4 protein-coding genes are annotated in these 4,063 nt (G+C 62.7%); all 4 read left to right on the forward strand.

The genetic code is table 11. From position 1 onward, the window contains the following. A partial coding sequence (locus P7F28_RS33420; RefSeq protein ID WP_277189652.1) for a sugar ABC transporter ATP-binding protein occupies nucleotides 1-960 on the forward strand: 960 nt, incomplete at its 5' end. Beyond that, nucleotides 957-1,958 (forward strand): ABC transporter permease, encoded by a 1,002-nt coding sequence (locus tag P7F28_RS33425; RefSeq protein WP_277189653.1) that lies wholly within the window; start codon nucleotides 957-959, stop codon nucleotides 1,956-1,958. The genes P7F28_RS33420 and P7F28_RS33425, both read left to right, overlap by 4 nt. Before the next feature lie 44 nt (nucleotides 1,959-2,002). Next, on the forward strand, nucleotides 2,003-3,013 hold the full coding sequence (locus tag P7F28_RS33430) for a dihydroxyacetone kinase subunit DhaK (RefSeq protein WP_277189654.1): 1,011 nt from the start codon (nucleotides 2,003-2,005) through the stop codon (nucleotides 3,011-3,013). 10 nt (nucleotides 3,014-3,023) lie between these two features. Further along, nucleotides 3,024-3,659: a DAK2 domain-containing protein gene (locus tag P7F28_RS33435; protein WP_277189655.1), complete on the forward strand. Its 636-nt coding sequence runs from the start codon at nucleotides 3,024-3,026 to the stop codon at nucleotides 3,657-3,659. The last annotated feature ends 404 nt before the right edge of the window (nucleotides 3,660-4,063 follow it).

The raw sequence follows: 4,063 nt of genomic DNA on the forward strand, positions 1-4,063 counted from the left end.
TATGCCGTGGTGCGGCGGCTGCGCGAAGAGGGCATGGGCATTATCTTTATCTCGCATCATCTGGAAGAGGTGTTCGAACTGGCCGATTCCGCTGTCGTGATGCGCGATGGCGCAACGGTCGGCGCGCGTCCGATGTCGCAATGGACCGAGGCCGAACTCGTTCAGGCGATGGTCGCGCGCAATCTGGAATCGTTCTATCCGTGGGAGCCGCGTCCTTATGGCGATGTCGTGCTGGAAGTGCGCGATCTCGCCAGCGCGCCCTTGCTGCGGCACGCGAGCTTTGCGGTGCGCGCGGGCGAGATCGTCGGCATTGCGGGGATTGCTGGCGCGGGGCGCACGGAACTGCTCAAGACCATCTTCGGCGCCTTGCCCGCGAGCCGCGGCGAGATCGTCGTGAAGGGCCGCAAGGTTAAGAATCATTCGCCGACCGAAGGCGTGCGACACGGTCTCGTCTATACATCGGAAGATCGCAAGCTCGAAGGGCTGGTGCTCGATGCGAGCATCGAAGAGAACATCGCGCTGTCGAGCCTGAAGGCGCTGGCGAGCGGCGGTTTCGTGAGCCGCGCGAAAAAGCGCAGGCTCTCGCAGGAAGCGAGCGCGCGCTTCGCGGTGCGCGCGTCGTCGGTGTTGCAGATCACGGGCACGCTGTCGGGCGGCAATCAGCAGAAGGTGATTCTGGGCCGCGCCACCGCGACGCATCCCGCCGTCATCATGCTCGATGAACCCACGCGCGGCATCGATGTCGGCGCGAAGACCGAGATCTACGCGCATATGGTGGCGATGGCGCGTGCGGGCGCGGCGGTCGTGATGGTGAGTTCGGAGCTGCCCGAACTGCTCGGCATGTCGGATCGCGTGCTGGTGATGTATCGCGGCAGCATCGTCACGGAGATCGCGCGCGACGCGGCCAATTCGGAAACCGTCATCCAATGGGCGACGACTGGAACAGGAGCAGGCGCATGACTTCCACGGCTTCCCGAAGCGCGGATTCGGAGGCGCTCTCGCGCCGCGTAATCCGGCAATTGCGCAGCGGCATCGGGCCGTTGTTCGCGGCACTCGTCATCATCTGCATTGCGTTGTCGTTCGCGTCGCCGGAGTTTCTGACGACCAGCACGCTGACCAACATCATGGTGCAGGTGTCGGTGGTGGGGATCGCGGCGGTGGGCGGCACCTTCGTCATCATCACGTCGGGGATCGATCTGTCGGTGGGTTCGCTGGTCGCACTGAGCGGCATGGTGGCCGCGACGATGATGGCGGGTTCCAGCCCGAACGCGGTTGGTATCGGCATGGCGGGGCTGGGCGTCGCGCTCGCGACGGGCGCGGTGGTCGGCGCGCTCAACGGACTGGTCATTTCATGGCTGCGGCTGGTGCCGTTCATCGTGACGCTGGCCGCCATGGCGATGGGCCGCGGCCTCACGCTCGCCATCTCCGATGGCCGCACCAAGTTCGATTTCCCGAACGCGTTCACGGTATTCGGCGCAAAAACCATCGCCGGCCTGCCGATGCCGATGGTCGTGATGCTGGTGGTTTTCGTGATCGGCCACGTGCTGTTGCGCAAGACGACGTTCGGTCATCAGGTGTTCGCGGTAGGCGGCAATCAGGAAGCGGCGCGGCTCGCGGGCATTCCGGTGCGGCGCGTGGTCTTCCTCACTTACACGCTGGCGGGTTTCACGGCGGCGATCGCGGGCATCGTGCTGGCGGGGCGGTTGAATTCGGCCTTGCCATCGGCGGCGAACGGGCTGGAGTTGCAGGTGATCGCGGCGATCGTGATTGGCGGGACGTCGCTGGCGGGCGGGCGCGGCTCGATCGTGGGCACGTTCATCGGCGTGGTGCTGATCGGCGTGATCAATGTCGGGCTGTCATTGCTGGGCGTGAATCCGTTCTGGACGCAGTTCATTCAGGGCGGCGTGATTTTCGCGGCCGTGCTGTTGGATGCGCTGAGTCAACGAAAGAAAGCGTGACATCAAGGCAACCCCAAAGCAACCCCAAAGGAGACAGGAAACCCATGAAGAAGATCATCAACAACCCCGAATCCTTCGTCGATGAAATTATCGAAGCGCTGCTGAAAGCGCATCCGCAATGGATCAAATCGGCAAACGATGACCATCGCGCGCTGGTTCGCGCTGATGCACCGAAGCAAGGCCGCGTGGGCATTGTGACGGGCGGCGGTTCTGGCCATCTGCCGGGCTTTCTGGGCTATGTAGGCGAGGGGCTGTGCGGCGGCGTCGCGGTGGGCAACGTGTTTTCATCGCCATCGTCGGAACAGATACTCGAAGCGACGAAGGGCGTGAACGGCGGCGCAGGCGTGCTGTACGTCTACGGCAATTATGGCGGCGACGTGCTCAACTTCGATCTGGCATCGGATCTGGCGGATGCAGAGGGCATCGACATAAAAACGGTTGTGCTGACGGACGATGTCGCCTCCGCGCCGAAAGATCGCGCGGAAGATCGACGAGGCGTTGCGGGCATGGTGTTCGCCTTCAAATGCGCAGGCGCGGCCGCCGAACGCGGCGATTCGCTCGAAGAAGTCGCGCGCCTGTGCGCGAAGGCCAACGCGAACTGTCGCACGATGGGCGTGGGCCTCTCACCGACGATTCTGCCCGCCGCCGGTAAGCCGACCTTCACGCTGCCGGACGGCGAGATGGAAATCGGCATCGGCATTCACGGCGAGCCGGGCACGCATCGCGGCAAGCTCGAATCGGCCGATGAGATTGCGCAACATCTCATGCGCAAGATGCTCGACGATCTGGCCGCGCCCAAAGGCGCGCGTCTGGCGCTGCTGGTGAACGGGCTCGGCGCGACGCCGCTCGAAGAACTTTATTTGCTGTATCGGCAAGCCGCGAGAACGATCGAAGGCGATGGGCTGCAAGTCGCGTATACGTACATCGGCGAATATGTGACGAGCCTGGAAATGGCGGGCGCGTCGCTCACGGTAATGCTGCTCGACGACGAACTCGAAGCGCTGCTCGATGCACCCGCGCAGTCGCCGTTCTTTCGCGCGGGCACCAAGGCATAAGGAGCGCATCATGTCGGTCACGAGCAAGCAATTGCGGGACATCCTGACGAGCGCGCTCGGCGCGATGCCCGCCCATGCAGAAGAACTGCGCGAACTCGATGCCGCACTCGGCGACGGCGATCTCGGCATCACGGTGCGTGCGGGATCGGAGGCGGTCGTGAAGGCAATCGGCGCGTTGCCCGACGATGCGGCCATCAACGACGTATTGCTCGCGGCGGGCAAGGCGTTTTCGACGGCGAATCCTTCGACCTTCGCGGCGCTCATCGGCGGCGGCCTGCTCGCGGCGGCCAAAACGATGCAGGGCAAAACCATGCTGGACGCAGGCGATGCGCTTGCGATCGGTCAGGCGGTGGCGACGCGCATCATCGAACGCGGCAAGAGCAAGGTCGGCGACAAGACCGTGCTCGATGCGCTGGTGCCGAGCCTCGACACGCTTGCATCATCGCAAGGCGATGCAGACGCGCGCCTCGACGCGATGATCGCAACGGCGCGCGAACGCGTGACCGAGACCGCGCAGTTGCAATCGCAGAAAGGCCGCGCGGCGTGGCAGCAGGAGCGGAGCATCGGCCATGCCGATCCGGGAGCGACGGCTTATCTGCGATTTCTTGAAGCGATGCGTGTGGCGGTTAGTGCGCTTCAGAGCTGATCGTTGTTCTGAAGGTTTTCGAGCTGCGTTGATTCAAGGCTGGAAAAGCCGTGTGGGTTTTGATGGCGTTATTTTACATAATGTTAATTAGCGCCTTTTCGAATGTAGGTCCCAAGTTCAAATCTATGGCCAGCCCGAATTTTGCAACCTTTGGTTTTGACAGTGTGTGGCTTGCGCAAATCTATCCGGAATCGTGCCGGACGCTCGTCCGTTGTTCCGAGATGAAAACCGCACCGGTCGAACCTCAAAATGTCGGCAGCTGCTTGTGAGCTGTAGAACTTGTCAGGTTATTCGTCCGGTCGCTGAGCCGTTGACCATCAATCTCCAGCAGTCGCAAAACCTGGTTAGCAAAATCTCAAATCGTGCGAACCAACAACGAACCGTGATATTCCGTGTGCTTCGTG

Source organism: Caballeronia sp. BR00000012568055, assembly GCF_029439455.1.
Taxonomy (GTDB): domain Bacteria; phylum Pseudomonadota; class Gammaproteobacteria; order Burkholderiales; family Burkholderiaceae; genus Caballeronia.